The following is a 5,552-nucleotide window of genomic DNA, read 5'->3' as shown; positions in this document are numbered from 1 at the left end:
CTGCTGTCGCTCCGTGCAGTTGAAAGACCTGTTTCGCCAAGTCAACGCCGATGATCGAGACTTCCTTCATAGGGGTTCCTCCTGATCCTTTCTGGATCACTGTGGCACATAAGTGCCGTCGGAGGGGCTACCCAACCCATCATCAAGGCCTATGGGGGCAAAGATGCGCGCAGCGTTGCCCGGCACATTGACGAAAACTGCCTGCAGCAATACAGCGGGGCTTCCCGTCGGCACTGGCGCCGATGGTGACAGGTAAGGAAATTCTCATGTCTGAGCTCCGCGATGCGGCGATGAAGTCGAAAGCCTGGCCTTTCGAAGAGGCCCGCGCGCTGCTCAAACGGTATGAGAAGAAGGCGCCTGAAAAGGGCTATGTGCTGTTCGAGACCGGCTACGGCCCGAGCGGCCTGCCTCATATCGGTACCTTTGGCGAGGTGGCGCGCACGACGATGATCCGCCGCGCTTTTGAGGCGATCTCGGATATCCCGACGCGGCTGATCTGTTTTTCCGACGATCTCGACGGGATGCGCAAAGTGCCGGAAAATGTGCCGCAGCAGGATCTGCTGAAGGCCAATATCCAGAAGCCGCTGACGAGCGTTCCGGACCCGTTTGGTGAATATGAGAGCTTTGGCGCGCATAACAACGCCATGCTGCGCCGGTTTCTCGACACGTTCGGCTTCGAATATGAGTTCATTTCCTCGACGGAGTTCTACCGTGCGGGTCTGTTCGACGCGACACTGAAACTGTGCGTCGAGCGCTATGACGAGATCATGGCGATCATGCTGGCCTCTTTGCGCGAAGAACGGCAGCAAACCTATAGCTGCTTCCTGCCGATCCATCCCGAAACCGGGCGGGTGTTGTATGTGCCGATGAAATCCATCGACAAGGTGAACCACACGATCACCTTTGACGATGAGGATGGGCGCGAATGGACGCTGCCGGTGACCGGTGGCAATGTGAAGCTGCAATGGAAGCCCGATTTCGGCGCACGTTGGGCTGAGCTTGATGTCGATTTCGAGATGTATGGCAAAGACCATTCGACCAATACGCCGATCTATGACGGGATCTGTGAAGTCCTGGGCGGCCGCAAGCCGAACCATTTCACCTATGAGCTGTTTCTCGATTTCGAGGGTCAGAAAATCTCGAAATCAAAAGGCAATGGTCTGACGATTGACGAATGGCTGACCTATGCCTCGGCCGAGAGCCTGTCTTACTTTATGTATCAGAAACCCAAAACGGCCAAGCGGCTGTGGTGGGATGTGATCCCGAAGGCGGTCGACGAATATCACCAGCAGCTGAAAGCCTACCCCGATCAGCCGGTTGAGCAGCAGGTGAACAATCCGGTCTGGCATATCCATAATGGCAAGCCGCCGAAATCGACGATGGTGGTGCCGTTTGCGATGCTGCTGAACCTCGCGTCGGTGGCGGGGGCCAAGGATGCGACCGGGCTTTGGGGCTTTATCCGCCGTTACGCGCCGGAGGCGTCACCGGAAGCCAATCCGGATCTCGATGCGGCAGCGGGGTTCGCGCTGCGCTATTTCCAGGACAAGATCGCGCCGAACCGGGTATTCCGCCTGCCATCTGACACCGAGCGCGCCGCAATTCTTGATCTGCGCGGACGGCTTGACGCGTTTGCCGGACCGGAAGACGGTCAGGCCGAGGATGAGGCGCTGCAGACAATCGTATATGCGGTCGGCAAGGATCACGGCTTTGATCCGCTGCGCGACTGGTTCAGGGCGCTCTATGAGGTGCTGCTGGGCGCATCCGAGGGCCCGCGTTTTGGTGGCTTTGTCGCGCTTTACGGGGTGTCGGAATCGATTGCGCTGATCGACCGGGCGCTGGCCGGAGAGCTTGTTGGCTGATCTGCGCCACCGGCGGCAGTCGTAAACAGGGTGCTGGTTTCGTCGGGTCTCGCCGCGGCATCTGGAACATGCTTCCCCCTCGCAAGTCGATGACGAGGGGGATGCGGGGCACGGAAAAGGCGCGCGGTTCGCTGCTCAGCTATATTGATCTGGAGGAGCGGGAACCTGCGCGTCGCTTGTTGCAGTATAACCTGCTGTTTCGACGGTTCCTGGCTCTCGGGGTTGATGACCCTGACCCGGGGCCGGCTGTCTTCTCCAGGAACCGCGAGCGGCTTCTGAACACAGGGATGTCGCGCAAGGTCATGGCTGCCATTCCGGCCCATCGCGAGGTGAGGCCGCTTTTGTAGGAAGACCTCTTCCCGGTAGATGCCACACTGGTGAAAGCCTGGGTGTCGATGAAAAGCTTTCGGCCAAAGAGTGAGCGCGCGCCTCTAACGTCACGCTGATGACCAGCCTACCATGCCTGTCGCGACAGTGAGCGCGCACGAACCCGCGTCATCCTGGCGCTGCCAGCCAGAAATCCCACCAGACTGCCAAAGCTGATCCCGGGCATTTTCAGAAAAAGACGCCAGTAACCGACCAAGGCCCTCAGCCAGAACAGATGAACAAACAGATCCCGCATCAGAGAAGAGACGTGCGCCGCGCGGGGCTAAATCAGAACCTGCCAGGTCAGGAGGAAGAGGGGGGCTTTGGCCTCTTTATTGTTGCGCCGGCTGGTGGCGCGGCGCGCGGCAGTATGAGCCCGGGTTAACGCTTTTTTGTAACTCCTTCGGGGTCTGGCGCGGGACTGGTCCGGCGCAGGTGATGATCCAGGCGGGGGTGCGACAATGAACAAGGCGATTACCGAGGGGCTGGCTTTGATGCCGGAGCCATTTGCTGCTGGGCTGGCGAACTGGTCATCAGCGAACGGGCGGCCGGGGGATGCGTCTTATACCGGGGTGGCGGGCGCGGCCCTGGTTGGCAATGACCAGGATTTCGGCGGCTGTTTCGAAGTGATGAAGACCACGGCCACGCAGCGGATCCGGGCCTTTGCGCAGACCCCCCTGCGCCCGGATATGTATTTGCGGGTGACGGTGCGGATCAAGGCGGTCTCGGGGAACCTGCCCGCGGTTAGGATCGCGGCCTGGGCCGGGACTGCTGCGGGGACGAATGCAGCATCGGTGGCTCAGACCGCCACGGCGGTCGGTCTGTCTTCTTATGGCGAGGTGGTCACGGTCCAGGCGATCATCGGCGCGGGGAACCGGCCCGGGGTGGATCTTGTCTGGGGGCATCTGCCGGTGTTTGCGCATTTCGGCCTTGATCTGACCGGCCCGAATGGCGGCACGGTGCGGATCGACGATATCGTGATCGAGGATGTCACCTCGTTCTGGCTGCGTGATCTGACAGATGTGGTCGATGTGCGGGATCACGGCGCGCTTGGCGATGGCGTGGCAAATGACATGGCGGCGTTTCAGCGCGCCGATGCGGCGGCGGGCGGCCGCACTATTCTGGTGCCCACAGGGGTCTACCCGATCCAGGGCAATCTGACGGTCAGCTCTCCGATCCGCTTTGTCGGCACGGTGAGTGTGCCAGCGGCGAACCGGCTGGTGTTGACCCGGAATTTCGATCTGGAGAGCTATTCGCGTGCCTTCGGGGACGATACCGAAGGATTCCGGCGCGCGTTGCAGGCGCTGTTCTACTTCAATGACCATGTCACCTTTGACCTGTCCGGGCGCCGGGTCGATCTCGCCGCGCCGGTCGATGTCTCGGCCTTGTCAGGCCAGACCAGCTTTTCCAATCGCAGGGTGCTCAGGAACGGTTCGCTGAATGCGGTGAGCTCCACCGCCTGGAATACGGAGAGTTTCACCTCGGTTGGCACCTATACGCCTTCGACACACCACACCCGGCTGACCTCGGTGACCAATGTCGCCAATATCCCGATCGGCGCGCTGGTCGAAGGGGCGGGCGTCGGGCGTGAGGTCTATGTGCGCTCGAAAAACGTGGGCGCGGGCTGGATCGAGCTGTCTGAGCCGCTGTTTGCTGCTGCCGGGACCCGCACCTACACCTTCCGGAGATTCAAGTATATGATTGATTTCGGTGGGTTTTCTTTGCTGAACCGCTTCGAGATCCATGATGTCGAATTCAACTGCCTCGGGATTGCTTCGGGCGTGATGATGCCCGCTGCAGGTTCGGTCAACCGGTTCGAGAATTGTACTTTCAACCGCCCGAAGGATCGCGGCATTTCCTCGGCCGGGACCGGTTGCCAGGGGATGCATGTCGATTACTGCCAGTTCCTGTCAGACGAGCAATCGCTGCCGGCGCAAAACCGCAGCACCATTGCGATGAACGTCAACGCCAATGACGTCAAGCTGAGGAACAACCGCGTCGTCCGTTTCCGCCATTTCGCGGTGATGAACGGCACGTCGCATATGATCCAGTCGAACCATTTCTTTCAGGGGGATGACATGGCGGCGGGGGTGCGGCTGGCCGGGATCGTCTTTACCCAGACCAATGTGGCGACCGTGGTGACAGGCAATTACATCGACAATTGTTTTATAGAATGGGGCAATGAGCATGATGCGGCCCCCGAATTCAACAATGAATTCTCGTTTGGCGGGCTGAACATCGTCGGCAATATCTTCATTGCCTCGGACGTATCTTCCGCCTTTCGCTGGGTGGTGGTCAAACCCTATGGGCCGGGGCATTTCCTGAACGGGTTCTGCATGGAAAACAACACGTTCCGGGTATTCAATGCCACGATTGACCGGGTGGACCGGCTCGATACCACCCATTCCACGCTGGATTTTACCCGTTCGCGCGATGTGCGGGTCTCGGCCAATACCTATAATCAGGTGGCGCAGTCGATCTCGAACCCGGTGGTGGTGCAGCATGTGCAGAACACCAATGCCGATACCTGGACGGTGGATGCCTCGGCCTTTATCCCCTTTGGCGGCCGGATCCGTATGGTCGAGGCGGCGCAGCCAGAAACTGCCGTGACCAATGCGGCGAATGTGCAGCGCTATATTTCGCCTGTCGCTCTGCCGGGGCAGGGGGCGGGGGGCAATCAGGTGCAACTGCGATGGGGCGAGGCGGTGAAGGGCCGTGCCGTGGTGACGATGCGGATGGATCTGCCGACCTGAGCGCGGGCTTCGTTGCCGGGATAAGGGCGGCTCCCGGGCCGCCCTTTTGTCATGCGCGGCGGGGCGCTGTGGCGGGTGAATGGCCGGCCAGGCGTGCGAATCATTTTCTTGCGTGGTCAATGATGAATCCGGAAAGGATCTTTCCGGGCGGCGGATTTATTTCGCTGTTCTTCAGCCGGAGAATGCCGGCTCTTCACGCCCGCTGTCGAAGCTGTGAACGGCCAGGGTGTTGAAAGAAAATGTCAAACTTGTGGCAAAACCTGTGTGTATTTACAACATTGACACGAAAATGGTGAAAAAATTTACAGAAAAATGATTGTGATAACAGGGGTTACGTAAAAATTCACCTCGCGGTAAACTGGGATCGGGAGAGGGTCGCCCTGAACCGGGCGGGGCCCGTGATGGGGTGATGCAGACGGTTGCAGAGGGTTGCAGCCGTGATTGCCAGAAGACCAGGGGAGAGGATTCCATGAAAGACCAGCCCGATCCGCGCGGGGGCCGCGCGCCATCATTGGAATTTTCGGCGGGCGCGCATGTTGATGCGGCGGGTTACGCGCGTCTTTATGGCGAATCG

General features: G+C 59.8%; 2 protein-coding genes and 1 pseudogene. All 3 read left to right on the top strand.

Annotated features, from left to right (window positions below):
- The first annotated feature begins 266 nt into the window (after positions 1-266).
- The 3 genes and pseudogenes from AC4FS3_RS28315 to AC4FS3_RS28305 all read left to right on the top strand — a co-directional run bounded on the left by AC4FS3_RS28315 (position 267) and on the right by AC4FS3_RS28305 (position 4,978).
- Positions 267-1,859, top strand: coding sequence for a lysine--tRNA ligase (locus AC4FS3_RS28315; protein WP_491023308.1), 1,593 nt, complete (start codon positions 267-269; stop codon positions 1,857-1,859).
- Positions 1,860-1,960: 101 nt separating this feature from the next.
- A pseudogene (locus AC4FS3_RS28310) lies at positions 1,961-2,290 on the top strand (transposase); the annotation flags it as partial.
- A gap of 396 nt (positions 2,291-2,686) precedes the next feature.
- Positions 2,687-4,978, top strand: coding sequence for a glycosyl hydrolase family 28-related protein (locus AC4FS3_RS28305; RefSeq protein WP_491023307.1), 2,292 nt, complete (start codon positions 2,687-2,689; stop codon positions 4,976-4,978).
- The last annotated feature ends 574 nt before the right edge of the window (positions 4,979-5,552 follow it).

This window comes from Pseudogemmobacter sp. TB195 (assembly GCF_058313095.1).
This window is presented reverse-complemented; position numbering and strand designations above follow the sequence as displayed.